Origin of the sequence: Streptomyces sp. NPDC002573, from assembly GCF_042889625.1 — a bacterium.
Taxonomy (GTDB): domain Bacteria; phylum Actinomycetota; class Actinomycetes; order Streptomycetales; family Streptomycetaceae; genus Streptomyces; species Streptomyces gibsoniae.
In genome coordinates, this window is record NZ_JBIARC010000002.1 from 296,041 (window position 1) to 320,941 (window position 24,901).

Genomic DNA, 24,901 nt, shown 5'->3' on the forward strand with positions numbered 1-24,901 from the left:
TCCGCCGCGGCCGATCGCTGATTACCTGATCAGGTAGATCGTGGCGAAGAGGCCGATCCAGACGACATCGACGAAGTGCCAGTAGTAGGACACGACGATGGCGGCGGTCGCCTGCTCGTGAGTGAACCTCTTGGCCGCGTAGGTGCGGCCGAGGACCAGCAGGAAGGCGATGAGACCACCCGTCACGTGCAGACCGTGGAAGCCGGTGGTCAGGTAGAACACCGAGCCGTACGGGTCGGAGGACAGCGAGAGGCCGTCCTTCTTGACCAGCTCGGTGTACTCGAAGATCTGACCGCCGACGAAGATCGCACCCATGATGAAGGTCAGGATGAACCAGCCGCGGAGCTTCTTCACGTCACCGCGCTCGGCCGCGAACACGCCGAGCTGGCAGGTCAGCGAGGAAAGCACCAGGATCGTGGTGTTGGTCGCCGAGAACGGAAGGTTGAGATGGCTGGCCATCTCCTTCCAGTGCGTCGGACCCGTCACCGATCGCAGGGTGAAGTACATCGCGAAGAGGGCCGCGAAGAACATCAGCTCGGAACTCAACCAGATGATGGTTCCGACGCTGGTGAGGTTCGGCCGGTTGACCGACGGGTGCGCGTGCCCGGTTTCTACTGTCGTTGCTGTCGCCACGACCGACATTATGTCGGGCGCTTATCCCGCCCTCACTCCGGGGGGTGCCGTTCGGAGTGTCCGCACCGTCTGGAGTGCCCGTATGGCCCATCGAAGCCGTGTGCGGACCGCTGTTGACCGGGTGTCCGAGGGAGTAGCATCCGCCCCAACGGTCCGTTCCGTACGACGCTGACGTCCCGGAGGAAGCATGCAGCCGACCGCCACGGTGCTGGTCTACAGCGACGACTCACGCACACGCGAGCAGGTGCGGCTCGCAGCCGGGCGCAAGCCGGCGCCGGACGTCCCCGAGGTCCGGTTCGTGGAGTGCGCGACGCCCGCCGCGGTCGTCAGCGAACTGGACAAGGGCGGCATCGACGTGTGCGTCCTGGACGGCGAGGCCGTGCCGATGGGCGGCATGGGCGTATGCCGGCAGATCAAGGACGAGATCTTCCACTGCCCTCCGGTCCTGGTGCTCATCGCACGCCCGCAGGACGCGTGGCTGGCCACGTGGAGCCGGGCCGACGCCGCCGTGGCGCTGCCGGTGGAGCCGGTGGAACTGGCCTCCGCGCTGGCCTCGCTGTTGCGGCGGCGGGCCCTCGCGAGTGCGTGACGGCGCCGTGGGCGCCCCGGAGCCGTCGGCCGTGACCACGGCCTGACGCGGCGCCAGGGGGCGCCCTGGCGGCCTTCCAGGGCCGCGCAGGCGTCTCGTACGGCCTCACCCGGCCCCGCGCGTCTCGCCGGGGCCGGGCGCCTCTCTCACACCGCCTGCGGTCGCAGTCTCGCGATGTCCGTCGGGCTCGGGCCGGGCTCGTCCGGGGTCAGGGCGCTGCCCTTGGCCCACTTGGCCCAGTCGAGGTTCCAGTCGCCGAAGCCGTTGCCGAAGGGGTCCATCTGCTTGCCCCGGGAGTTGACGACCTGGACGATGTCGCCCAGCCGCACGGTGTCGAAGAACCAGTGGGCGTTGCCGGTGGTCATGCCGGTGCAGCCGTGGCTGACGTTGGCGTACCCCTGGTAGTCGACGGACCAGGGCGCGGCGTGGACGTATTCGCCGCTCCAGGTCACCTGGGCGGCCCAATAGACCATCAGATCGAAGGAGTCGCTGGAGTTCGTGGAGATGCCGATGGTCGTCCCGCGCATCCGTACGGCGGACTGCTTGGCGATGATGACCTTGATGCCGTTGCGGGTGTCGTAGCCGGGCCTGCCGGTGGTGACGGCGATCTGTCGGAGCACCTGGTCGTTCTTGTAGACCGTCATCCGGTGCGCGGCGGCGTCCGTGACGGCGATGAGGCGGTCACCCGTGGTCAGTTGCACGGGTTTGCTGTCGGCGCCCCACAGGCGGTCCGAGACCTTCACGCCCGCAAGGTTGCTGTGCACCGTGACGGTGGCGTGCGCGGGCCAGTAGTCCTTGGGGCGGTAGTGCAGCGTCTTGTCGTCCACCCAGTACCAGGAGCCGTCGACCGCGGGCACCGTGTCCACCTTGAGGGCGCGTTCGACGATCGCGCGGGACGCCTTGTCCTTGACGGGCTCGCTGAGTGCGGCCGTGACGGGCTGGCCGACGCCGTAGGTCCCGGCGTCGGGGCCGAGGGCGACGTTCAGCATCTTCTTGGTCTTCGGGACGGCCGTGTCGAACTCAAGGACCTTGCGGCCGGGTGCGCCGTCCTCGTCCTCCGTGCTCACCTGCACCGTGTAGTGGGTGCCGGCGGCCAGCGGTGAGGTGCTGTGCCAACGGCTGCCGTCGGCGTTGAGTTCACCGGCCAGATAGCGCCCTCGGGCGTCCACGGCCGTGACGTCGGTGATGCGTCCGTCCGAGTCCGCGGTGATCTCCAGAGGCTTGTCGGGATCGGCCTTCTTGTCGTTGTCGGCAGGCGCGTTGTAGGCGATCTGGTCCGCCGCGTCGAACGGATGCGCGGCGAGCGGGTCGCCGTCGACGCCGCAGGCGACAGGGCCCACGGCAAGGGATATCAGCAGCAGGGTGCAGCCGACGACCGTGCGGTGTCGTGGCCCCCGGAAGAAGACTGAGTGGCTCATGAGCTCACGCTATGAACCCCGCTGGGCCGCGGCGCGCCGGGAGAGCCGTGCGGGGGACGTGAAGCGCGCCAAAAGAGGGAGCCCGGACACTTCGGAGAGTGTCCGGGCTCCCGTGCGTTGAACGCGTGTTACTGGGTGCGGTTCTCACCGCGGTAGTACTCGAAGACCCAGCCCCACAGGCCCACCAGGATCAGCGGGGCGGAGAAGTACATCAGCCACCAGCCGATCGCGATCGACAGGAAGGCCAGCGCGCCACCGACACCGAGGGCGAGCGGCTGCCAGCTGTGCGGGCTGAAGAAGCCGACCTCACCGGCGTCGTCCGCGACGTCGGCCTCCAGGTTGTCCTGGGCGCCCGCGTCGACCCGCCGGGCCGTGAAGGCCAGGTAGTAGCCGATCATCACGCTCAGGCCGAAGGCCAGGAAGAGCGCGGTGGTACCGGCCGGTTCCTTCGACCACAGGCCATACACGATGGCCATGATCAGGAGGAAGACGGCCAGCCAGAGGAACATCTTGCCCTGGATCTTCACTTGCCGGCCTCCTTGCCACCGGAGACGGCCTTGCTACCGGCACCCGCGTGCTCGAGCTGCTCGAGCGCGGCGATCTCCGGGTGGTGCAGGTCGAAGGCGGGGGATTCGGAACGGATCCGCGGCAGCGTGAGGAAGTTGTGCCGCGGCGGCGGGCAGGAGGTCGCCCACTCCAGCGAACGGCCGTAGCCCCACGGGTCGTCCACGCCGACCGGCTTGCCGTACTTCGCCGTCTTCCACACGTTGTAGAAGAACGGCAGTATCGACAGACCGAGCAGGAACGAGCAGATCGTCGAGATCGTGTTCAGGGCGGTGAAGCCGTCGGCCGCGAGGTAGTCCGCGTAGCGTCGCGGCATACCCTCGGCGCCCAGCCAGTGCTGCACCAGGAACGTGCCGTGGAAGCCGACGAACAGCGTCCAGAACGTGATCTTGCCGAGGCGCTCGTCGAGCATCTTGCCCGTGAACTTCGGCCACCAGAAGTGGAAGCCGGCGAACATGGCGAACACGACCGTACCGAAGACCACGTAGTGGAAGTGGGCCACCACGAAGTACGAGTCGGAGACGTGGAAGTCCAGCGGCGGCGAGGCCAGGATGACACCGGTCAGACCACCGAACACGAAGGTGATCAGGAAGCCGGTCGCCCAGAGCATCGGTGTCTCGAAGGACAGCGAGCCCTTCCACATCGTGCCGATCCAGTTGAAGAACTTCACACCGGTCGGGACGGCGATGAGGAACGTCATGAAGGAGAAGAACGGGAGCAGTACGCCACCGGTGACGTACATGTGGTGCGCCCACACCGTCACGGACAGACCGGCGATCGCGATGGTCGCGCCGACCAGGCCCATGTAACCGAACATCGGCTTACGGGAGAACACCGGGATGATCTCGGAGATGATGCCGAAGAACGGTAGCGCGATGATGTACACCTCTGGATGGCCGAAGAACCAGAAGAGGTGTTGCCAGAGTAGAGCGCCGCCATTTGTCGCATCGAACACATGCGCACCGAACTTGCGGTCCGCCTCCAGGGCGAACAGCGCGGCCGCGAGGACCGGGAAGGCCAGCAGGACCAGAACGGCGGTCAGCAGCACGTTCCACACGAAGATCGGCATGCGGAACATGGTCATACCGGGTGCGCGCATGCAGATGATGGTGGTGATGAAGTTGACCGCACCGAGGATCGTGCCGAAGCCGGAGAAGGCCAGACCCATGATCCACATGTCGGAGCCGATACCCGGCGAGCGGACCGCGTCCGACAACGGGCTGTAGGCGAACCAGCCGAAGTCGGCGGCGCCCTGCGGGGTGAGGAAGCCACCGACCGCGATGAGCGAGCCGAACAGGTAGAGCCAGTAGGCGAACATGTTCAGCCGCGGGAACGCCACATCGGGCGCGCCGATCTGCAGCGGCATGATCCAGTTCGTGAAGCCGGCGAACAGCGGCGTCGCGAACATCAGCAGCATGATCGTGCCGTGCATCGTGAACGCCTGGTTGAACTGCTCGTTCGACATGATCTGCAGACCAGGCCGGGCGAGTTCGGCGCGCATGAGGAGCGCCATGACGCCGCCGATGCAGAAGAACGCGAACGACGTGACCAGATACAGCGTGCCGATCGTCTTGTGGTCAGTGGTGGTCAGCCACTTGACGACGACATTGCCGGGATTCTTGCGCCTGACCGGCAGCTCGTTCTCGTATGAGCCCGTAACTGCGGCGGCACCCTGGGGTTCGTTGAGGATGCTCACAGGTTGTTCGTCTCCCGGTTCTTCTCGTGGCTCGTCTGCGCGATGCCCGCGGGGATGTAACCGGTCTGCCCCTTCTTCGCCAGGTCCTTCAGGTGCTGCTCGTAACGCTCGGGCGAGACGATCTTCACGTTGAACAGCATCCGGGAGTGGTCGACGCCGCAGAGCTCGGCGCACTTGCCGCGGTAGGTGCCCTCCATGTTGGGGGTCACCTGGAAGGCATTGGTGTGGCCCGGAATGACGTCCTGCTTCATCAGGAACGGCAGCACCCAGAAGGAGTGGATGACGTCGCGCGAGGTCAGGACGAAGCGGACCGTCTTGCCCTTGGGGAGCCAGAGGGTCGGACCGGGGTTGTTGGTCTGCGGGTTCCGCGTGGCCGGCGTACCGAAGTCGTAGACACCGCCGGCGTTCGCCGGGAAGTCCTTCTTGAACCGGTCCGGGATCGCGCTCAGGTTCGGATCGGTCTTGGCGTCACCGGTCACCCCGCTGACAGGGGTGACGTAGTTGAAGCCCCAGCTCCACTGGTAGCCGACGACGTTGATGGTGACGTCGGGCTTCTTGTCGAGGCTGAGGAGCTTCGACTCGTCGCGAGCCGTGAAGTAGAAGAGCACCGAGACGATGATCAGCGGGACCACGGTGTACAGCGCCTCGATGGGCATGTTGTACCGGGTCTGCGCAGGAACTTCGATCTTGGTGCGGCTGCGCCGGTGGAACATGGCGCTCCACAGGATCAGGCCCCAGACCAGCACGCCGGTGGCGAGCGCGGCAGCCCAGGAGCCCTGCCACAGGGAGAGGATCCGCGGAGCCTCTTCCGTGGCCGGGGTGGGCATACCAAGGCGGGGGAAGTCCTTGTATGTGCAACCGGTGGCGGTCGCCAGGACCAGGCCCGCGGTCAGTGCCTGCAGCAGCTTCCGCCGCATCGGGCGCCGCGGCGAGCGGTCGGAGCCGTTGGGACTCACGTAGCGCCTTCCCGAGAGTCTCGCCCGCGCGGTCGGCTGCCGCCTTCTCGCTGGTCGGTCGCCGCCCTGCGTCGGGCAGGGGTTTGGATGTTTATGCGGACCAAACCCTACTGGACGCCATTTGGGGCCGCGCGGGGAGGGTGCCCAACGCGCCGCCGGACACCCCGAAGGGAGGGAATGCCCGGTTGTGGGCCCCTCCTGACGGGCCCTTCGGCCGCCGCGAGAGGCCTCGCGGTTCGCAGGAGTTAGCGTTGCGGTGTGTCCTACTTCGACGCCGCCTCCGCCGCTCCCCTGCACCCCGTCGCACGTCAGGCCCTGCTGGCCTCCGTGGACGAGGGGTGGGCCGACCCCGCCCGGCTGTACCGCGAGGGACGGCGGGCCCGCAGGCTGCTGGACGCGGCGCGCGAGGCGGCCGCCGAGGCCGTGGGCTGCCGCCCGGACGAGCTGGTGTTCACCGCCTCCGGCACCCGGGCGGTGCACTCCGGGATCGAGGGGGCGCTGGCCGGCCGCCGCCGGGTCGGACGTCACCTGATCGTGTCTGCCGTCGAGCACTCCTCTGTCCTCCATTCGGCGGAGGCGTTCGAGGCCGCGGGAGGAACGGTGACGCGGGTGCCGGTCACCCGGGCGGGCAGGGCCGAGACCGAGGCGTACGCGGCGGCGCTGCGCCCGGACACCGCGCTGGCCTGTCTGCAGTCGGCCAACCACGAGGTGGGCACGGTGCAGCCGGTGGCCGAGGTGGCCGAGGCGTGCCGGGCGGCCGGGGTGCCGTTGTTGGTGGACGCGGCGCAGTCGCTGGGCTGGGGCCCGGTGGAGGGCGACTGGTCGCTGCTGACGGCGAGTGCCCACAAATGGGGCGGACCCTCGGGTGTCGGGCTGCTCGTCGTCCGCAAGGGGGTGCGGTTCGCGCCACAAGGGCCCCTGGACGAGCGGGAGTCGGGGCGGGCGGCCGGGTTCCAGAACATCCCGGCGATCGTGGCGGCCGCGGCGTCGCTGCGCGCGGTGCGGGCCGAGGCGGCCCAGGAGGCGGGCCGGCTGCGGGAGCTGACGGAGCGGATCCGGACGCGGGTGCCGGAACTGGTCCCCGATGTGGAGGTGGTGGGCGATCCGGTCCGGCGGCTGCCGGGGATCGTCACCTTCTCCTGTCTCTATGTCGACGGGGAGACGGTGCTGCACGAGCTGGACCGTGCGGGCTTCTCCGTCTCGTCGGGCTCGTCCTGTACGAGCAGCACGCTGACCCCGAGCCATGTGCTGAAGGCGATGGGGGTGCTGAGCGAGGGCAACGTCCGGGTGTCGCTGCCACCGGGAGTCGAGGCCGACGAGATCGACCGATTCCTTTCGGTGCTGCCGGACGTGGTGGCGACGGTGCGCGAGAAGCTCGGCGCGCCGGCGCCGCGGACGGCCGTGCACGAGGACGCGCTCGTCGTGGACGCTCTCGGCAAGGTCTGCCCGATCCCGGTGATCGAGCTGGCGAAGGTCATCGGGGACGTCCCGGTGGGCGGCACCGTGCGCGTCCTCGCGGACGACGAGGCGGCCCGGCTGGACATCCCCGCGTGGTGCGAGATGCGGGGGCAGCAGTACATGGGCGAGGAGCCGGCGGAGCGGGGCTCCGCCTACCTGGTCCGCCGGCTCTCCTGACGTACGTCCGCGGGTGCGCGGTCAGACCATGTGGTCCTGGACCTCCATCGCGGCCTCGTCGCCGTAGGCCTTGGTGAAGCGGTCCATGAAGTGGGCCCGGCGCAGCTGGTACTCCTGGGTGCCCAGCGTCTCGATGACCAGGGTCGCGAGCATGCAGCCGACCTGGGCCGCGCGCTCCATGGAGACGCCCCAGGCGAGGCCCGACAGGAAGCCCGCGCGGAAGGCGTCGCCGACGCCGGTCGGGTCGACCTTGGCGGTCTCCTCGGGCACGCCGACCTCGATCGGGTCGTCGCCGGACCGCTCGATGCGCACGCCCCGCGAGCCGAGCGTGGTCACCCGGTGGCCGACCCGGCCCAGGATCTCGGCGTCGCTCCAGCCGGTCTTGCTCTCGATGAGCCCCTTCTCGTACTCGTTGGAGAAGAGGAAGGTCGCCCCGTCCAGCAGTATCCGGATCTCGTCGCCGTTCATCCGGGCGATCTGCTGCGAGAAGTCCGCGGCGAAGGGGATGGCCCGGGAGCGGCACTCCTCCGTGTGGCGCAGCATCGCCTCCGGGTCGTCCGCGCCGATCAGGACCAGGTCCAGGCCGCCCACCCGGTCGGCGACCGTCTTGAGCTCGATGAGCCGGGCCTCGCTCATCGCACCGGTGTAGAAGGAGCCGATCTGGTTGTGGTCGGCGTCGGTGGTGCAGACGAAGCGGGCCGTGTGCTGGGTGTCGGAGATCCGCACGGAGGCCGTGTCCACCCCGTGCCGGTCCAGCCAGGCGCGGTACTCGTCGAAGTCCGAGCCCGCCGCGCCGACCAGGACCGGCCGGGTGCCGAGCTGACCCATTCCGAAGGCGATGTTCGCGCCCACCCCGCCCCGGCGTACGTCGAGACGGTCGACCAGGAAGGACAGCGAGACCGTGTGCAGCTGGTCCGCGACGAACTGATCGGCGAAACGACCGGGGAAGGTCATGAGGTGGTCGGTGGCGATGGAGCCGGTGACAGCGATACGCACGGCGAGGACACGCTCCTGTGGAGGTGGGGGATTGACAGTTCACGCTACCCGGTCGGCCCGTCCCACTGAAGCAGGCGAAACTACCCAATAGTAGATCTTTCGCCTTCGACTTCAGCGTGCCTACGGTTCCGCTATGACGAAGCCCGAGTTCCACGGCACCGGCCCGCTCGACCCCGACGGAGGCCTCGCGGCGCTGCGCGGCGACTGCGCCCGGATGGTCCCGCACTGGGCCCCGCCCGAGAAGAGCGCCTCCCGGCCGGTCTCCCCCTCCCGGATCCACGGCGTGAGCGTGCCGCCCGCGTCGGCACGGCTGCTGGACGCGATGTCCGACTACGGGGACTGACCGGTCCTCACGGGGTTCCGGGCCCGGAACCCCGGGCGCGTCACGAGGGAACCGTGCGCTCCCCCTGTGCGTCCCATCGCCGTCCTCCTTGATGAGGAGGCGGGATACGACCCCTGGGTGCTCCTTTCGGGTACGGCGGGGTCTTCCGGGACAGCAGTGGAGCCGAAGGAGCGATGCGGTGAGCACCGAGCGACCCGACGACACGAACGGCGCCCCCGACGTCACCGAGGACACGGACGGTGCCACGCCGCGGCGGCGCTCCCCCGTGGTGGTCGCCTCGGTCGCGGCCGCGGTTCTGCTCGTCGGTGGCGGCGGGGCCTTTCTCGCCGCGAGCGCGTCCGGCGGATCGGGCGGCTCCCCCGCGTCGCGCGGCGACAGCACTCCCCCGGCGCTCGCCCTCGACGGCGCCGGCGAGGGCGCCCCGGGTATCGCGGTAGGTGAGCCCAACCCCTACGGCACCACGTACACCGTCCGGGGCTCCCTACCCGACGGGCCGAGGTCGGCGCCGGTGTACTGGGCGAAGGGGCGGGTTACCCAGGACGAGGTGGCCCGGCTCGCCAAGGCCCTGGATCTGAGCGGCACACCGAGGCTCGTCGGCGACGCCTGGCAGGTGGGGGCGGTGAAGGACAGCGCCGAGCCGAATCTGCGGGTCAACCGGGACGCGCCGGGCACCTGGACGTTCAGCTCCTATGTGCCCGGCACCGACAACTGCGCGCGGGGCAAGGCGTGCCGGCCCGGCGGGTCCGGGCCGGCGGGGGCCGGGCCGGGCCCGGTGAGCGAGCAGGCGGCACGGCAGGCGGCCGCTCCAGCGCTCAAGGCGGTCGGCCAGGACGACGCGAAGCTGGACGCGTCCCAGCTCATGGACCGGGTGCGGGTGGTGAACGCCGAACCGGTGGTGGGCGGGCTGCCCACGCACGGCTGGACGACCGGGCTGCGGATCAGCCCCGAGGGCAAGGTCATCGGCGGCAGCGGCAACCTCGCGGCGCCGGTGAAGGGCGCCGTCTATCCCGTGCTCGGCGCGCGGAAGACGCTGGACCTGATGAACGGCGCGCCGTCGTCGTACGGCCGCAAGGGCATCGGCGGCTGCCCCGGACCCGTACCGGTGAAGGACCGGGACGAGAAGCCGTGCACGGCGGGCCCGGCCTCGCCGCAGCGGACGTCGGCGTCCGTGGAGGGCGCGGTGTTCGGACTGGCCGTGCACGCGGTGGACGGGAAGGCGGTGCTGGTGCCGTCGTGGCTGTTCGAGGTGCGGGGGACGGGGGCCTCGGGCGGCGACACCTTCACGGTGACGTATCCCGCGGTCGAGCCGCGGTATCTGGTCGCGCCCAGGCCGCCGGGCGAGCCGAGCGGGACGCCGGCCCCGCGGCCGAGCCCGTCGGCGAGCGGACCGGGCACCCGGCCCTCGCCCGCGCGCCACGAAGTGAAGGTGCTGGGCTACACCGCCGACGGCCGGAACCTGACCGTCGCCTACGAGGGCGGGGTGTGCGCCGACTACGCGGCATCCGTGCGCGAGGACTCCGAGCGGGTGACGGTGACCGTGACCGAGACGCCCTGGCAGGGCAGGGTCTGCGCCATGATCGCCAAGGTCTACCACGCCACGCTGCGGCTGAAGGCGCCGCTGGGCGACCGCCAGGTGGTGGGCTCGGACGGAAAGCCGATCCCCAAGGACACGACGGACACGCTGCCGAGGGCGTCCTCGGGCGGGACGGACTCGTCCCGCTGACGGCGGTCCGTGACAGCACGAAGGCGGCGTCCCCCGTGGAGGGGGACGCCGCCTTCGTGGTCACCGGCGAGGTGCCGGCTCAGCTGAAGGAGTCGCCGCAGGCGCAGGAGCCCGTTGCGTTCGGGTTGTCGATGGTGAAGCCCTGCTTCTCGATCGTGTCGACGAAGTCGATGGTGGCGCCACCCAGGTACGGGGCGCTCATGCGGTCGGTGACGACCGCGACCCCGCCGAAGTCCTTCTTCACGTCGCCGTCGAGCGCGCGCTCGTCGAAGAAGAGCTGGTAGCGCAGGCCAGAGCAGCCGCCGGGCTGGACGGCGACGCGGAGCGCCAGGTCGTCACGGCCTTCCTGGTCGAGCAGGGCCTTGACCTTGGCCGCGGCGGCGTCGGTCAGGATGATGCCGTCGGTGACGGTGGTGGTCTCGTCCTGTACGGACATCTACATCTCTCCCGGTGTGTACGGAGACTGCTTGCCGACGAGTGCAACCGGCGTGGCCGCGGATTCATTCCGGGCCGAGCGCGTTTCTTTTCGCTCCCTCTTCATGCTCGCACATACGCCGGAACACGGACACCGGCCTGTGGACGACCCGGGTGACACCGCCGCGCCATGTGCCGTACGACCTGCGGACCGCCGCCGTACGACGCCCGGACGGCCGCTGTGCGACGGGCCGGACCGCTCCGGGATTCACGTCACATCGACACTATGGCCATCGTCAAACTGACGTGAAGCGGTTATGATAGATAGCGTCATTTCGACGAAAAGGCTTGTCCCGCATGTCCCGCCGACCCCTTTCGGGCCGGCGAGCCGCAGAACAGAAAGGGTGCGTGAGGTGACCACCGCCCAGACCCAGGAGCTCGACGTACAGCCGACGCCCCTCGCCCTCCTGCTGCTCGGCCGTGAGGCCGACCCGAAGAGCGAGCGGGGCGTCGAGTGTCCCGGCGACCTGCCCTCCCCGTCCGACCCGGACCTGGTCGCGCGGGCCCGCGCCGCCAAGGAGAAGCTCGGCGACAAGGTCTTCGTGCTGGGCCACCACTACCAGCGCGACGAGGTCATCCAGTTCGCCGACGTCACCGGCGACTCCTTCAAGCTGGCCCGGGACGCGGCGGCCCGCCCGGAGGCCGAGTACATCGTGTTCTGCGGTGTGCACTTCATGGCGGAGTCGGCGGACATCCTGACGTCCGACGACCAGAAGGTCGTCCTGCCCGACCTGGCGGCCGGCTGCTCCATGGCCGACATGGCCACCGCCGAGCAGGTCGCCGAGTGCTGGGACGTGCTGACCGAGGCGGGCGTCGCGGAGCAGGTCGTCCCCGTCTCGTACATGAACTCGTCCGCGGACATCAAGGCGTTCACGGGCAAGCACGGCGGCACCATCTGCACGTCGTCCAACGCGCAGCGGGCCCTGGAGTGGGCGTTCCAGCAGGGGGAGAAGGTCCTCTTCCTGCCGGACCAGCACCTGGGCCGCAACACGGCGGTGCGGGACATGGGCATGTCGCTGGACGACTGCGTGGTCTACAACCCGCACAAGCCGAACGGCGGGCTGACCGTCGAGGAGCTGCGCGCCGCGAAGATGATCCTGTGGCGCGGTCACTGCTCGGTGCACGGCCGCTTCAGCCTGGACTCGGTGAACGACGTCCGGGAGCGGATCCCCGGGGTGAACGTGCTGGTGCACCCGGAGTGCCGCCACGAGGTCGTGGCCGCCGCGGACTACGTCGGCTCGACGGAGTACATCATCAAGGCGCTGGAGGCCGCCCCGGCGGGCTCCAAGTGGGCCATAGGCACGGAGCTGAACCTCGTCCGGCGCCTGGCGAACCGTTTCGCTCCGGAGGGCAAGGAGATCGTCTTCCTCGACAAGACGGTCTGCTTCTGCTCGACGATGAACCGCATCGACCTGCCCCACCTGGTGTGGGCGCTGGAGTCGCTGGCCGAGGGCAACCTGGTCAACCGCATCGAGGTGGACAAGGAGACCGAGGCGTTCGCGAAGCTGGCGCTGGAGCGGATGCTCGCCCTGCCGTAGCCGCACGCCCGGCCGGCACCCGTCCGGCCCGTGCACGACGAGGCCCGGCCCGCACCTTCGTGCGGACCGGGCCTTTGGTCATACCCGGAGGACTACACGCCCGCGGGCTCCGGCTCGCCGGACTCCGCCGGCTCGACCGGCGTCCCCCCCTTCTTCGCCCGCTTCGCCGCCCTCTTCTTGGCGCGGCGCTCCTTGCGGAGCTCCAGCATCGCGTAGAGAGTCGGGACCAGCAGCAGGGTCAGCAGGGTCGACGTGACGAGACCGCCGATCACCACGACCGCGAGCGGCTGGGCGATGAAACCGCCCTCGCCCGTGACACCCAGCGCCATCGGCAGCAGCGCGAAGATGGTGGCCAGGGCCGTCATCAGGATCGGGCGCAGACGGTGGCGGCCACCCTCGACCACGGCCTCCACCACGCCGTAACCCTGCTTGCGGTACTGGTTGATCAGGTCGATCAGCACGATCGCGTTCGTCACCACGATGCCGATCAGCATCAGCATGCCGATCATCGCCGGGACGCCCATCGGGGTGCCCGTGGCGATCAGCAGGCCGATCGCGCCGGTCGCCGCGAACGGGATGGACACCAGCAGGATCAGCGGCTGGGCCAGGCTGCGGAACGTCGCCACCAGCAGCATGAACACGATCGCCACCGCGGCCAGCATCGCCAGGCCCAGGTTCTTGAACGCGTCGCTCTGGTCCTGCGAGACACCGCCGATCTCGGCCTTCGCGCCCGCCGGGAGCTTCAGCGCCTTGATCTTCGCCTGGAGGTCCGCGCTCACCGCACCCGTGTTGTCACCGGTCGGGCGCGCCGTGATCGTGGCCGCGCGCTGGCCGTCGATCCGGGTCATCGACACCGGGCCGTCCACCAGCTTGACCGTCGCGATGTCACCGAGCTTCACCGGGCCGAGCCGCAGCTGCTTCAGCTGGTCCAGCGTCTGCGCCGGCTTCTCCGCCTTGATGACGATGTCGCGCTCGGTGTCGTCCAGGATCGCCTTGCCCGTCCTGGTGCCCTCGACGGCCTGGGCGACCGCGGCGCCGAGCGTCTGGTCGTTGAAACCGGCCGCCGCGGCACGGGAGTCGGCCGTGACCGAGATACGCGGCACGCTCTGCGACAGGTCGCTCGACACGTCCGTGACGTCCTTGAGCTTGGCCACCTCGGCACGCACCTGCTCCGACGCCGTGCGCAGCACGTTCGCGTCGGCCGCCTTCACGACCACGCTCAGGTCCTGGCTGCCGAACCCGTCACCGGCCGACACCGTGGTCGTACCGATCCCGGAGAGCTTGGCCAGGCCGTCCTCGACGCGGGTCTGGACGTCCTTGTACTTGGCGGAGTCGTCCAGCATGACCGTGTACGAGGCCTGGTTGCTGCCGGTGCCACCGCCGAAGGCGGCCATGAAGCCGGACGAACCGACGGTGACCTGGTAGTCCTTGACGCCCTTCACACCGGAGAGCATCTTCTCGATCTTCTGGGCCTGGGCGTCCGTCGCCGCCAGGCTCGTGCCCGGCTTCAGCTTCTGCTTGACGGTGAGCACCTGCTGCTCGCCCTGGTCGAAGAAGTTCGTCTTCAGCAGGGGCGCCATGCCGAAGGTGCCGATCAGCACGACCACCGCGATGGCCACACTGGTGAGACGGCGACGGGTCGCGAAGCGCAGCACCGGCACGTAGAAACGCTGGAGCCGGCTCTTCGCCTCCTTCTCCTCGGCGACCCGGCGGGCCTCGGCCGCGTCCTCCGGCATGGTCTTCGGGGCGCGCAGGAACCAGTACGACAGGACCGGCACGACCGTCAGCGACACCACCAGCGAGGCCAGCAGGGCCGCCGTCACGGTGAGGGAGAACGAGCCGAACAGCTCGCCCACCATGCCGCCGACCAGACCGATCGGCAGGAAGACCGCCACCGTCGTCAGGGTGGACGAGGTCACCGCGCCGGCCACCTCGCGGACCGCGGTGAGGATCGCCGACTGCCGCTCCTCGCCGTAGCCGAGGTGCCGCTTGATGTTCTCCAGAACCACGATCGAGTCGTCGACGACCCGGCCGATGGCGATGGTCAGCGCGCCGAGCGTGAGCACGTTCAGCGACACGTCGCGCGTCCACAGCACGATCAGGGCCAGGACCACCGACAGCGGGATGGAGACCGCCGTGACGAGGGTCGAGCGCACCGACGCCAGGAAGACCAGGATCACCAGGACCGCGAAGAGCAGACCCAGCGCGCCCTCGGTCGTCAGACCGTCGATGGACTTGGAGACCGCCGGGCCCTGATCGCTGACCACGGTGACGGTGGAGCCGGAGCCGAGGTCCTTGCGCAGGTCCGGCAGCTTGTCCTTGACGGCCTTGGAGATGGCGACCGCGCTGCCGTCGTGGTCCATGGTGACGGCCACGGCGAGGCTCGGCTTGCCGTCGGTACGGGTGATCGAGTCGGCCTTGGCCTCCTGCTGCCGGACCGTGGCGATGTCACCGAGGCGTACGGGCTTCTTGCCGGGCGCGCCGGTGACCATCAGGTCCTCGATCTGCTGCAGCGAGGTGAACCCGCCGCCGACCTGGACCGTGCGGTTGCTGCCGTCCTCGTCGAAGGAGCCCGCGGGGACGGTCACGCCGCCCGTCTGCAGGGCCTGGCCCAACGCGGCCGGGGTCAGCCCCGCCTGCGCGAGCTTGGCGTTGTCGGGCGTGACCGTGACCTGGAGGTCCCGCACGCCGTTGACGGTGACCTGGCCGACGCCGGAGATGTCCTTCAGCGTGGGCACGACGGTCTTGTCGAGCTGGTCGGACAGGGCCTGCTGGTCCTTGTCCGAGGTGACGGCGAGGACGACGGTCGGGATGTCGTCCGTCGAACCGGCGATGACCTGCGGGTCGACCGAGTCCGGGAGCTTGATGCGGGCCCGGTTGACGGCCTGCTGGACGTCGGCGACGAGCTGCTTGGTGTCGTTGCCGTAGTCGAAGGACGCCATGATGACGGCGTTGCCCTCGCTCGCCGTGGAGGTGACGCCCTTGATGCCGGACACTGCCTGCAGGGTGTCCTCGAGGGGCTCGACGACCTGCTTCTCGACCACGTCGGGGGACGCCCCCTGGTACGGGGCCAGGACGGACACGACGGGCAGGTTGATGGTGGGCAGGAGCTGCTGCTTGAGCTGTGGGATCGCGATCGCCCCGAAGACGAGCGCGACGATGGACATCAGCGCTATCAGGGCCCGTTGCGCGAGGCTGAATCGTGACAGCCAGGACATGGGTCGGCGTCTCTCTCTGTGGCTGAGCGGAAGGTTCGGGACGCACAGAAGCGCCCCACTACACACTGAGGCATGCGAGGAAGTGGTTCCGTCGCCCCGAGGTCCTGTTCCTTGTGAGTACGCCTACTGCGGGCGCAGTACGGCCCGATGGAGCCCGCTCCACCCTTGGACGTAGCGGCCTCGACCCAGCGCCCCGGCAGGCAACGTTCGCCCCGGCGCGACGCCCGGCACGCTCCCCCACGCTCGGCTTCGCTCGCGCGGGCGGTGCCCCCACTGGCTCACTCCACCCTCGGCCGCACCAGCCCCGACTCATAGGCGATGACGACGAGTTGCGCCCGGTCGCGTGCGCCCAGCTTGGCCATGGCCCGGTTGACATGCGTCTTGACCGTCAGCGGGCTGACCTGGAGGCGTTCGGCGATCTCGTCGTTGGAGTGGCCGCCGGCGACCTGGACGAGCACCTCGCGTTCCCGGCCGGTCAGGGTGTCGAGCCGGTCGGAGCGGGCCGGGTCGCGTCCGTCGTCGTCGCCCTGGGCGAGGAAGCGGGCGATCAGTCCCTTGGTGGCGGCGGGTGACAGCAGCGCCTCGCCGCCCGCGGCGACCCGGATGGCGTTCAGCAGCTCCTCCGGCTCGGACCCCTTGCCGAGGAACCCGGACGCCCCGGCGCGCAGCGACTGCACGACGTAGTCGTCGACCTCGAAGGTCGTCAGTATGACCACACGGACGTTCGCGAGAGCGGGGTCGGCGCTGATCAGCCGGGTCGCGGCGAGGCCGTCCGTGCCGGGCATCCGGATGTCCATGAGGACCAGGTCGGCGCGCCGCTCCCCGGCCAGCCGGACCGCCTCCGCGCCGTCGGACGCCTCGCCCACCACCTCCATGTCCGGCTCCGAGTCGACAAGCACCCGGAAGGCGCTGCGCAGCAGTGCCTGGTCGTCGGCGAGCAGGACACGGATGGTCATACGGGCCCTTTCTGGGCGGCGGTCACACGTTCTCCCCGGCCGCGGTCGTCGTGCGCGTCTCGACCGGCAGGATCGCATGGACCCGGAACCCGCCGCCGTACCGGGGACCGGTGGTGAGGGCCCCGCTGAGGGCGGTGACCCGCTCCCGCATGCCCAGCAGTCCGTGCCCGCCGTGCCCGTCGTGTTCGCCGCGCCCGTCAGGTCCGTCGCGTCCGTCGTCGTGCCCGGGCCCGGTGTCCTCGCCGCTGCCGTCGTCGAGGACCGTGATCTCCACATGGGGCCCCACCCGGACCACGCTGACCTCGGCCTTCGCCGTCCGGCCCGCGTGCTTCTGCACATTGGTGAGGGCTTCCTGGATCACCCGGTACGCGGCCAGGTCGACGGCCGCGGGCAGGGCCGTGCCGTGGTCGGCGCGGGCGACCTCCACGGGGAGCCCGGCGTTGCGGAAGGTGTCGGCGAGTTCGTCGAGACGGGCGAGACCGGGGGCGGGCTCGGTGGGTGCCTCGGGGTCCCCGGACTGCCGCAGCAGACCGACGGTGGCGCGCAGTTCGTTGAGCGCGCTGCGGCTGGCCTCGCGGACATGGGCGAGGGCTTCCTTCGCCTGGTCGGGACGCTTGTCCATGATGTGCGCGGCCACCCCGGCCTGCACATTGACCAGGGCGATGTGGTGGGCGACCACATCGTGCAGATCCCTGGCGATGCGCAGGCGCTCCTCGGCGACCCGGCGGCGGGCCTCCTCCTCGCGGGTGCGCTCCGCGCGTTCGGCGCGCTCCCTGATGGCGTGCACGAAGGCACGACGGCTGCGGACGGCGTCGCCCGCGGCGGCGGCCATGCCCGTCCAGGCGAAGAGGCCGAGGTTCTCCTGGTCGTACCACGGCAGGGGACCGGTGAGCATGGCCGCGCCGGTGAGCACCGTCATGGTGAGCAGGCCGACCCGCCAGGTGGTGGGGCGGTCGGTGGTGGAGGCGACGGTGTAGAGGGCGACGACCGCGGACATCGAGACGGGGGCACGCGGGTCGGCGACGACGAGTTCCACGAGGGAGAGGGCGACCGTGGCCGCGAGGACGGCCAGCGGACGCCGGCGGCGCAGGACGAGCGCCGCCGCCCCGAGCACCATCAGGGCGAGGCTGAGCACACCCGGACTGCGCGCGCCCCAGTGGGCGCCGTGCTCGCCATGGGGGTCCACGAAGGAACTGGCCACCATGGAGACCAGGACGCCGAAGGCGATGGCGGCGTCCAGCGCGAGGGGATGGGCGCTGATCCGGCACCAGGTGCGTTCAAGGGTGCTCACGGATTCACGGTACGGGGGGCCCGCGGCAGGCGGAACCAGGGTGGTGGGGGTACCCCGGAGACGCGGGGCCCTGATGGGGGCACCCGGAAGACGCGGGGCCCGCCGAAGGAGGGCCCCGCGATGTACGAGAGGGGCCGGCACCTGAGGTGCCGGCCCCCTCCGGCCCGGGAGCGGGCCGCCGTCAGCCAGGGATCAGGCCGTCGTCGTTCAGCATCTCGCGGACCTCCGCGAGGCTCGCGTCCGGCGACGGCAGGATCAGCTCCGACGGCTCCAGGGACTCGTCCGGCAGCGGGGTGCCCAGCCGGCGCACCGCGTCCAGGAGGGCGTTCAGCGTGCGCCGGAAGCCCTCCTCGTCGTCCCTCTGCATCTCCTGGAGCAGCTCGTCGTCCAGCTTGTTGAGTTCGGTGAAGTGGGCGTCGTCCAGCTTCACCTGCCCCTCCCCCATGATCCGCACGATCATGTGGCCCTCCTGTACGTGGGACCCGGTGGATGACAGCGTTACGTGAGGTTACGGCCTGCCGAGCGTCACTGCTTGTCGAAGCGCGGGGTGTCCTGCGGCTGGGACTGGGACTGCCCCTGGCCCGTGCCGCCCTCCAGTGCCTGCCGCTGGTCGGAGGTGCCTCCCGCCAGCTCCGCCTTCATGCGCTGCAGCTCCAGCTCGACGTCCGTGCCGCCGGAGAGCCGGTCCAGCTCCGCCTGGATGTCGTCCTTGGCCATGCCGGAGGGGTCGTCCAGGGCGCCGGAGGCCAGCAGCTCGTCGATCGCGCCCGCGCGGGCCTGGAGCTGGGCCGTCTTGTCCTCGGCGCGCTGGATCGCCAGGCCGACGTCGCCCATCTCCTCGGAGATGCCGGAGAACGCCTCGCCGATCCGGGTCTGCGCCTGGGCCGCCGTGTACGTCGCCTTGATGGTCTCCTTCTTGGTGCGGAAGGCGTCCACCTTGGCCTGGAGGCGCTGGGCCGCCAGGGTCAGCTTCTCCTCCTCGCCCTGCAGGGTCTGGTGCTGGGACTCCAGGTCCGTCACCTGCTGCTGGAGCGCGGCGCGCCGGGACAGCGCCTCGCGGGCCAGGTCCTCCCGACCGAGCGCCAGCGCCTTGCGGCCCTGGTCCTCCAGTTTGGTGGACTGCTGCTGCAGCTGGTTGAGCTGGAGCTCCAGGCGCTTGCGGCTGGTCGCCACGTCCGCGACTCCGCGACGCACCTTCTGTAGCAGCTCCAGCTGCTTCTGGTACGAGTAATCGAGGGTCTCGCGCGGGTCCTCGGCCCTGTCAAGGGCCTTGTTCGCCTTCGCGCGGAAGATCATCCCCATACGCTTCATGACACCGCTCATGGGCTTCGCGCGCCCCCTTCTGACGGACTCCAGCTCACAGGTCTGCGACAGGACCCACAGTACGGGCCCTGCATCCATTACCGCACTGTTCGGGGACGGATGCGGTCATCCCCAAGGACGACTGCGTACGGTCCCGCTCCGGCGTAGGGAGTAGGTGTCCCCCGAGGTTACGTACGGGGTGACTCCGGGATTCCCTCAGCCGGCCTGCGGAAGAACGCCGGTGGTCCTCCTTTTGAGGCCCTCTGTCCCACTACAGACGACCGGTGTTGCCGGATCGTTCCCCACTCGGCTGGGGTCCATGCGGGGGAACCCCGTACCCTTGGGTTTTGTGTTCCGTAGCCGTGCCAAGGAAGAGAAGGCCCCCGCCGACAAGGCGCCGGTGACCGACTCCAAGCAGACCCGTGACCCGCAGGCCAAGAAGGGCCGGCCCACGCCCAAGCGCAGTGAGGCCCAGTCCCAGCGCCGCAGCGTCGCCAACACGCCCATGACGCGCAAGGACGCCTCCAAGCGCCAGCGCGACGAGCGCCGCGTCCAGATGGAGCGCCAGCGCCAGGCGCTGGCCGGCGGTGACGAGCGGTACCTGCCGGCGCGGGACAAGGGCCCGGTCCGCAAGTTCGCCCGCGACCACGTCGACGCGCGCTTCAACGTGGCGGAGTTCTTCCTGCCGATGGCCGTGATCATCCTGGCGCTGAGCCTGGTGAAGACGACCTCGCTGCAGAACATCGCGCTGCTGCTGTGGCTCGTGGTCATCGTGATGATCGTGCTCGACTCGATCCTCTCCGGGTTCCGCCTGCGCAAGCGGCTGAACGAGCGCTTCCCCGACCAGAACAAGAAGGGCGCGGTCGCCTACGCGCTCATGCGCTCCCTGCAGATGCGCCGATTCCGGCTGCCTAAGGCGCAGGTCAAGCGCGGAGAGCGGCCCTGAGCGCGGATTCCTTCTCCAGGGATGCGGCCGGAGCGTGGCTGGACCGGCTGGGCCGCCTGCGTGACGTCGTACGGCAGGAGCTGGTGGCCCGGCAGCTCGACGAGCAGATAGCCGGGCGGTTCCCGGTCGGGCAGCGGCTGCGGGTGCTGGACGTGGGGATGGGCCAGGGCACCCAGGCGCTGCGCCTGGCCCGGGCCGGGCACCGGGTCACCGGGCTCGAACAGAACCCGACGATGATCGAGGTGGCCCGCAGGGCCCTGTCGGGGGAACCCGAGGGCATCCGGGAGCGGATGCGGATCATCGAGGGGGACGGGCGCGACACGGGGGTGCACTTCCTGCCGGGCAGCTTCGACGTGGTGCTGTGCCACGGGGTGCTCATGTACGTGGACGAGCCCGATCCGCTGCTGGCGGGGCTGGCGCGGATGCTCGCGCCCGGGGGACTGCTGTCGCTGCTCGTACGGAACGGGGACGCGCTGGCGCTGCGGCCGGGGCTGTCCGGGGACTGGGACACGGCGCTCGCCTCCTTCGACACCACCGCCTACACCAACCGTCTGGGCCTGGCCGTGCGCGCCGACCGGCTGGCGACGCTGACCGCGACGCTCGCCGGGATCGGGGCGCCGCTGCACACCTGGTACGGGGTGCGGGTCTTCACGGACACGGCGCCCGACGACGCTCCGGTCCCCGAGGACGTGGAGCGGCTGCTGGCCGCGGAGGAACGGGCGGGGCGGACGGATCCGTACCGGGGTGTGGCCGCGTTGCTGCATCTGTGCGGAGTGCGCGGCTGAATCGGGGCCTGCCCCTCGTTCGGACGCGCAGGAAGCGCCGGGAGTCCCTCCCGAGGAGAGACTCGGGGCATGGACGCTACCCGTGCCCGTACCGTTCGGCGGTGCGTTCCGTTTCTCCTGTGGTGTCTGGTCCTGCCCGGATGCACCGGCTCCGGGCAGCCGGCCCGGGCCAAGAGCCCGACCAGCGCCCGGGCCCCCTCCCCCACGACGGCCAACGATCTGCAGAGCGACTACCAGCGGGTCATCAAGAACGTGCTGCCGTCGGTGGTGCAGATCCAGGCCGGTGAGGCCCTCGGGTCCGGGGTGGTCTACGACGACAAGGGGCACATCGTCACCAACGCCCACGTGGTGGGCAGCGGCAAAAGGTTCAAGGTGACCACCGCCAACAGCCAGGATGTGCTCACCGCCGGCCTCGTCTTCTCGTACCCGCAGCAGGACCTCGCCGTCATCCGCCTGGACCGGACGCCGCGGGGTCTGCGGCCGGCCGTCTTCGGCGACTCGGCCAAGGTCGAGGTGGGGCAGATCGTCCTCGCCATGGGCTCACCGCTCGGGCTGTCGTCGAGCGTGACCGAGGGGATCGTCTCGGCGACCGGGCGGACCGTCAGCGAGGGGAACAGCGAGGGCGGCACGGGCGCCACCATCGCGAACATGGTGCAGACCTCGGCGGACATCAACCCCGGCAACAGCGGGGGCGCGCTGGTCGATCTGAACGGCCAGGTCATCGGCATCCCCACGCTCGCCGCCGTCGACCCGGAGCTCGGCAACGGCGCGGCGCCCGGCATCGGGTTCGCCATCCCGGCGTCCCTCGTGAAGACGATCGCCGACCAGATCATCAAGACCGGCCGGGTCACCGACTCGGGGCGGGCCGCGCTCGGCATCACCGGCCGCACGGTGGTGAACGGCGCCTATCAGCCGGCCGGGGTCGCGGTGGTCGAGGTCGTACGGGGCGGCGCGGCCGACCGCGCGGGCCTGAAGGCCGGGGACGTCATCACCGAGCTGGGCGGCCAGGACATCACCACGATCACCTCGCTCGCCGAGGCGCTCGCCGGCGACAAGCCGGGACAGCGCACGACCGTGACCTACACCCGCAACGGCAGCCGGCGGACGGTCGACGTCACCCTGGGCGAGCAGTAGCGCGGGTGAGCCGGACGAGGGGCGGGTGACGACCGTACGGCCCTCGCCCGCCCCGCCCGCGCGCGTACGCGGGTGCCTCTTTCGGCTACGACTCGTCGGCGCGCAGGCTCATGGGCCCGTAGATCTCCGTCGAGTCCTCGTACAGCCGCACCTGGTCGGCGCCGCCGTCGAGCAGGTCCCTCCAGTGCTCCCCGATCCAGGACTCGGCGTCCCCCTGCGTGGTGAACTCCTCGGGCACGACCGCGGGCTGGACCTCCGCCCCGTCGGCCTTCTCGAACCGCCACGTCCATGCCGCCATGTACGCCTCCCAATGTGAGCACATGCAGAGCACCGGCCGGATCTTGGTCCAGCCATTGTTCCGAGCCTAACCGGACGCGCAAGACCTGCGGCGACCCGGGAAAATCGGGTCCGTGGAACTGACTCTGCTCGGCACCGGTGCCCCCGCGGGACTTCCCCGCCTCGACTGTCCCTGTGCGGTCTGCGCGCGTGCGCTCGGGCCCGAGGCGCGCGCGGCGACCTCGTTGCTGGTGGACGGCACGCTGCTGCTGGATCTGACGCCGGGTGCGGCGTTCGCGGCGGCGCGCGCCGGGCACTCGCTGGCCGGGGTGCGCCAGGTGCTCCTCACCCACCCGCACGAGGGGCCCCCGGTGGAGGTCCCCGCGGGTCTGCCGCAGCCCGCTCGGGTGCCGGACGGGCGGGAGCTGGCGCTGCTGACCGGGCACCGGGTACGGGCCCTGGCGATGGACGCGCCGGGCACGGGCTACGCGGTGACGGGCCCGGACGGGATGCGGCTGCTGTATCTGCCGCCGGGCGGGGCGCCCGCGGGCCTCGCGGGGCCGGTGGAGCCGTACGACATGGTGGTCGCCGATGTGATGGGGCGGCCGGACGCGGTCGCGCGGCTGCGGGCGGTGGGGGCGCTCGGGCCGGCCACCGATGTGGTCGCCGTGCACCTCGACCACGAGGTGGCACCGGGCGCCGAGCTGCGGCGCCGGCTCGCGGCCGCGGGGGCGCGAGCCGTGCCGGACGGGACGACGCTGGCCGTGGGCGCGTACGACGAGGTGCCGGATGTACCCCGGCGCACGCTGGTGCTGGGCGGGGCGCGCTCGGGCAAGTCGGTGGAGGCCGAACGGCGGCTGGAGGCGTTCCCGGACGTGCTGTACGTCGCGACGGGCGGAACGCGGGGCGGGGACACGGAGTGGGCGGCGCGGGTGGCCGCGCACCGGGAGCGACGGCCCGGGTCCTGGCAGACCACCGAGACCTGTGACCTCGTACCGCTGCTGAAGGAGGAGGGGCCCCCGCTGCTGATCGACTGTCTGTCGCTGTGGCTGACCGACGCGATGGACGCGGTGGACGCGTGGGACGACGCGGAGTGGGCGAGCGGCGGCGAACGGGCCCTGCGGGCACGGGTGCAGGAGCTGGCGGCGGCGGTGCGGGAGACCCGCCGGACGGTCGTCGCCGTCTCGAACGAGGTCGGCTCCGGGATCGTCCCGGCGACAGCGTCGGGGCGCCGCTACCGCGACGAACTCGGCCGTCTGAACGCGGCGTTCGCGGCGGAGTGCGAGCATGTGCTGCTGGTGGTGGCCGGGCAGGCGCTGACGCTACGCGGATGACGGCGGCGTGCGCGCGATGACCCGGTAGGCGTTGGCGAAGCGGGTGCGCCGCAGCAGCGGTGCCAGTACGTGGTCCGCCGCCGTGGCCGTGGCCGCGAGCGGGACGGCGGCCCTCGCCAGGGCCGTGCGCAGGGGTGCGGTGCGCCCCCGGGTGTCCGGCGTCGGCAGGGCACGGGCCAGGGTCAGGGCGAGGGCGCCCGCCAGGTCGTACGGCAGATGCGGCTCGCGGTGGTCCGTGGCGACGATCGCGCAGCCCAGCGCCTCGAGTTCGGTCAGCAGGTTGGCCGGCGGCACGAGGTGGAGGTGGTGCGGGCTCCCGTGGGGGACCCATCGCCTGCCGAGCAGCCGGCCGAACGCGCAGCCGGGGTCGGCGGCCTCGATGAGCAGATGGCCGCCGGGGCGCAGCACGGCCAGGGCGGCGCGCAGTTCCGCGCGCGGGTCGGGGGTGCGCTCCAGGTGGTGGACCATGCTGAGGACGTCGTAACGGGAGCGCAGCCGCGCGAGGACCGCCGGGTCGGTGAGGTGGCCGCGGTGGGCCTCCTCGACGCGGCCCGCGGCCCGTGCCTGGTGGACACGCCGGGTGGGGTCCAGTCCGTCGAAGGAGGTGTACGGGTGGATCTCCTTGGCCGCTTCGGGGAAGTGGCCGTGCCCGGTGCCGACGTCGAGCCAGCTCTCCGGCTCCTGGTGGGGCCCGAGCGCGCGGGCCGCGGCCCGGTGGCGCCGGGCGCTCTCGCGGGCGCCGAGGAGGCGTTCGGTGAACCGGTCGTACGCGGGGCGGCCGTCGGGGGCGTCGTGGTGGCCGCGACGGGCGCTCTCCTCGGCGGCGGGGCAGGGGTTGCGGAAGACATGGGCGCAGTCCCGGCACTCGTCGACGCCGAAGGCGCCCGGCCGGACCGCCTCCGGGGCGCTTCTCCGGGCCTGGACCCGGGTGCGCAGCCGCGCGGAGCCGCACCACGGGCAGTCCTCGCGGCGCGGCTCCTGCGACCGGGCGGGGTCCGGGACGGCGTGACCGCGGCGCTCGGCGCGGCGCGCGGCGGCCGTCCGTGGGGTACGGCGCATGGGCGGCTCCTGTGGCGACGGGGGTGGCGGCTGGG

The 24,901-nt window shown here is 70.9% G+C and carries 23 protein-coding genes; 9 read left to right on the plus strand and 14 right to left on the minus strand.

The genetic code is table 11. The annotated features are described in order from the left end of the window. Nucleotides 1-21 precede the first annotated feature (21 nt). Nucleotides 22-642, minus strand: a complete 621-nt coding sequence (locus ACFYX0_RS03475) for a heme-copper oxidase subunit III (RefSeq protein WP_311690736.1) — start codon at nt 640-642, stop codon at nt 22-24. A gap of 178 nt (nt 643-820) precedes the next feature. On the opposite strand from ACFYX0_RS03475, the gene ACFYX0_RS03480 reads away from it, so the two are divergent. Continuing rightward, entirely contained in the window at nt 821-1,222 is a 402-nt protein-coding gene (locus ACFYX0_RS03480) for a hypothetical protein (protein WP_388965829.1), read from the plus strand. A gap of 146 nt (nt 1,223-1,368) precedes the next feature. Here the strand turns inward: ACFYX0_RS03480 and ACFYX0_RS03485 are convergent, their stop codons facing one another. From ACFYX0_RS03485 to coxB, 4 genes are all read right to left on the minus strand, one after another. Further along, complete coding sequence (locus ACFYX0_RS03485) at nt 1,369-2,640, minus strand: Ig-like domain-containing protein (protein WP_355919475.1); 1,272 nt, start codon at nt 2,638-2,640, stop codon at nt 1,369-1,371. 128 nt (nt 2,641-2,768) lie between these two features. Next, nucleotides 2,769-3,167 (minus strand): cytochrome c oxidase subunit 4, encoded by a 399-nt coding sequence (locus ACFYX0_RS03490; protein ID WP_311690730.1) that lies wholly within the window; start codon nt 3,165-3,167, stop codon nt 2,769-2,771. Continuing rightward, nucleotides 3,164-4,900, minus strand: coding sequence for a cytochrome c oxidase subunit I (ctaD, locus tag ACFYX0_RS03495; RefSeq protein ID WP_355919478.1), 1,737 nt, complete (start codon nt 4,898-4,900; stop codon nt 3,164-3,166). The genes ACFYX0_RS03490 and ctaD overlap by 4 nt, the downstream gene beginning before the upstream one ends. After that, a complete protein-coding gene (coxB, locus tag ACFYX0_RS03500; RefSeq protein ID WP_311690726.1) occupies nt 4,897-5,856 on the minus strand; it encodes a cytochrome c oxidase subunit II in 960 nt (319 codons plus the stop codon). The genes ctaD and coxB overlap by 4 nt, the downstream gene beginning before the upstream one ends. Before the next feature lie 258 nt (nt 5,857-6,114). Between coxB and ACFYX0_RS03505 the strand changes: the two genes are divergently transcribed. Beyond that, nucleotides 6,115-7,491 (plus strand): cysteine desulfurase/sulfurtransferase TusA family protein, encoded by a 1,377-nt coding sequence (locus tag ACFYX0_RS03505; protein WP_388965832.1) that lies wholly within the window; start codon nt 6,115-6,117, stop codon nt 7,489-7,491. A gap of 21 nt (nt 7,492-7,512) precedes the next feature. Here the strand turns inward: ACFYX0_RS03505 and ACFYX0_RS03510 are convergent, their stop codons facing one another. Then, nucleotides 7,513-8,487 carry a carbohydrate kinase family protein gene (locus tag ACFYX0_RS03510; protein WP_388965835.1) on the minus strand — a complete coding sequence of 325 codons (975 nt, stop codon included), beginning with the start codon at nt 8,485-8,487 and terminating at the stop codon, nt 7,513-7,515. A gap of 133 nt (nt 8,488-8,620) precedes the next feature. Here ACFYX0_RS03510 and ACFYX0_RS03515 point away from each other — a divergent pair, with 133 nt between their 5' ends. Both ACFYX0_RS03515 and ACFYX0_RS03520 read left to right on the plus strand, forming a co-directional pair. Continuing rightward, nucleotides 8,621-8,830: a hypothetical protein gene (locus ACFYX0_RS03515; RefSeq protein WP_355919487.1), complete on the plus strand. Its 210-nt coding sequence runs from the start codon at nt 8,621-8,623 to the stop codon at nt 8,828-8,830. A gap of 178 nt (nt 8,831-9,008) precedes the next feature. Beyond that, nucleotides 9,009-10,553, plus strand: coding sequence for a hypothetical protein (locus ACFYX0_RS03520; RefSeq protein ID WP_388965837.1), 1,545 nt, complete (start codon nt 9,009-9,011; stop codon nt 10,551-10,553). A 79-nt stretch (nt 10,554-10,632) separates the two neighbouring features. Here ACFYX0_RS03520 and ACFYX0_RS03525 read toward each other — a convergent pair whose 3' ends face one another. Next, the gene (locus ACFYX0_RS03525) at nt 10,633-10,989 is read right to left on the minus strand and encodes an iron-sulfur cluster assembly accessory protein (RefSeq protein WP_311690716.1); all 357 of its coding nucleotides are present in this window, start codon (nt 10,987-10,989) and stop codon (nt 10,633-10,635) included. A gap of 391 nt (nt 10,990-11,380) precedes the next feature. Here ACFYX0_RS03525 and nadA point away from each other — a divergent pair, with 391 nt between their 5' ends. Continuing rightward, nucleotides 11,381-12,565: a quinolinate synthase NadA gene (gene nadA / locus ACFYX0_RS03530; protein WP_388965840.1), complete on the plus strand. Its 1,185-nt coding sequence runs from the start codon at nt 11,381-11,383 to the stop codon at nt 12,563-12,565. 92 nt (nt 12,566-12,657) lie between these two features. Here nadA and ACFYX0_RS03535 read toward each other — a convergent pair whose 3' ends face one another. The 5 genes from ACFYX0_RS03535 to ACFYX0_RS03555 all read right to left on the minus strand — a co-directional run bounded on the left by ACFYX0_RS03535 (nt 12,658) and on the right by ACFYX0_RS03555 (nt 19,353). Next, nucleotides 12,658-15,783 carry an efflux RND transporter permease subunit gene (locus tag ACFYX0_RS03535; RefSeq protein ID WP_388965843.1) on the minus strand — a complete coding sequence of 1,042 codons (3,126 nt, stop codon included), beginning with the start codon at nt 15,781-15,783 and terminating at the stop codon, nt 12,658-12,660. 278 nt (nt 15,784-16,061) lie between these two features. Further along, nucleotides 16,062-16,739 (minus strand): response regulator, encoded by a 678-nt coding sequence (locus ACFYX0_RS03540; RefSeq protein ID WP_388965846.1) that lies wholly within the window; start codon nt 16,737-16,739, stop codon nt 16,062-16,064. Nucleotides 16,740-16,761: 22 nt separating this feature from the next. Continuing rightward, nucleotides 16,762-18,030, minus strand: coding sequence for a sensor histidine kinase (locus ACFYX0_RS03545; RefSeq protein ID WP_388965848.1), 1,269 nt, complete (start codon nt 18,028-18,030; stop codon nt 16,762-16,764). Between the two features lie 181 nt (nt 18,031-18,211). Beyond that, nucleotides 18,212-18,490, minus strand: a complete 279-nt coding sequence (locus ACFYX0_RS03550) for a hypothetical protein (RefSeq protein ID WP_311690706.1) — start codon at nt 18,488-18,490, stop codon at nt 18,212-18,214. Between the two features lie 65 nt (nt 18,491-18,555). Then, the gene (locus ACFYX0_RS03555; RefSeq protein ID WP_311690704.1) at nt 18,556-19,353 is read right to left on the minus strand and encodes a PspA/IM30 family protein; all 798 of its coding nucleotides are present in this window, start codon (nt 19,351-19,353) and stop codon (nt 18,556-18,558) included. A 298-nt stretch (nt 19,354-19,651) separates the two neighbouring features. Between ACFYX0_RS03555 and ACFYX0_RS03560 the strand changes: the two genes are divergently transcribed. The 3 genes from ACFYX0_RS03560 (at nt 19,652) to ACFYX0_RS03570 (ending at nt 22,197) form a co-directional block, all read left to right on the plus strand. Beyond that, complete coding sequence (locus ACFYX0_RS03560) at nt 19,652-20,278, plus strand: DUF3043 domain-containing protein (protein ID WP_388965852.1); 627 nt, start codon at nt 19,652-19,654, stop codon at nt 20,276-20,278. Between the two features lie 83 nt (nt 20,279-20,361). Continuing rightward, the gene (locus ACFYX0_RS03565) at nt 20,362-21,063 is read left to right on the plus strand and encodes a class I SAM-dependent methyltransferase (protein WP_388965855.1); all 702 of its coding nucleotides are present in this window, start codon (nt 20,362-20,364) and stop codon (nt 21,061-21,063) included. A gap of 69 nt (nt 21,064-21,132) precedes the next feature. Continuing rightward, on the plus strand, nt 21,133-22,197 hold the full coding sequence (locus tag ACFYX0_RS03570) for a S1C family serine protease (RefSeq protein WP_388965858.1): 1,065 nt from the start codon (nt 21,133-21,135) through the stop codon (nt 22,195-22,197). Between the two features lie 85 nt (nt 22,198-22,282). Here ACFYX0_RS03570 and ACFYX0_RS03575 read toward each other — a convergent pair whose 3' ends face one another. Continuing rightward, the gene (locus ACFYX0_RS03575) at nt 22,283-22,495 is read right to left on the minus strand and encodes a hypothetical protein (protein ID WP_355919514.1); all 213 of its coding nucleotides are present in this window, start codon (nt 22,493-22,495) and stop codon (nt 22,283-22,285) included. Between the two features lie 112 nt (nt 22,496-22,607). Between ACFYX0_RS03575 and ACFYX0_RS03580 the strand changes: the two genes are divergently transcribed. After that, the gene (locus ACFYX0_RS03580) at nt 22,608-23,807 is read left to right on the plus strand and encodes a bifunctional adenosylcobinamide kinase/adenosylcobinamide-phosphate guanylyltransferase (RefSeq protein WP_388965861.1); all 1,200 of its coding nucleotides are present in this window, start codon (nt 22,608-22,610) and stop codon (nt 23,805-23,807) included. Here the strand turns inward: ACFYX0_RS03580 and ACFYX0_RS03585 are convergent. Then, nucleotides 23,796-24,866, minus strand: a complete 1,071-nt coding sequence (locus tag ACFYX0_RS03585) for a class I SAM-dependent methyltransferase (protein ID WP_388965864.1) — start codon at nt 24,864-24,866, stop codon at nt 23,796-23,798. The genes ACFYX0_RS03580 and ACFYX0_RS03585 overlap by 12 nt on opposite strands. Nucleotides 24,867-24,901: the final 35 nt, after the last annotated feature.